Genomic DNA, 568 nt, shown 5'->3' on the forward strand with positions numbered 1-568 from the left:
CTCGAATTTTTTGCTCAATCTCATTAGCAATTTCAGGGTTCTCCTCAAGAAACTTAGCCGCGTTTGCCTTACCTTGACCAATCTTGTCACCATTGTATGCGTACCAAGCGCCTGCTTTATCAACCAAGCCTTCTTTCACACCAAGGTCTATCACTTCACCCATATGATAAATACCTTTACCGTACATGATCTGGAATTCGGCTTGCTTAAACGGTGGTGATACTTTGTTTTTCACCACTTTTACGCGCGTTTCGTTGCCAACAATCTCATCGCCAACTTTAACAGAACCCGTGCGGCGGATATCCAATCGAACAGATGCATAGAACTTAAGCGCATTACCACCCGTCGTCGTTTCTGGATTGCCAAACATCACACCGATCTTCATTCGAATCTGGTTAATAAAGATACATAGGCAATTGGCATTCTTAATATTGCCTGTGATCTTTCGCAAGGCTTGTGACATCAAGCGAGCCTGCAGACCCATGTGACTATCACCCATATCACCCTCAATCTCGGCACGAGGCGTTAGCGCCGCTACGGAGTCAACAATGATCACATCGACAGCACC

1 protein-coding gene is annotated in these 568 nt (G+C 45.6%); it reads right to left on the minus strand.

What is annotated here, in order from left to right; all coding sequences use genetic code 11:
• Nucleotides 1–568 (minus strand): recombinase RecA (gene recA / locus A3750_RS03560; protein ID WP_068548025.1); only part of this gene is annotated, 568 nt, incomplete at both ends.

The organism is Oleiphilus sp. HI0079, assembly GCF_001635105.1.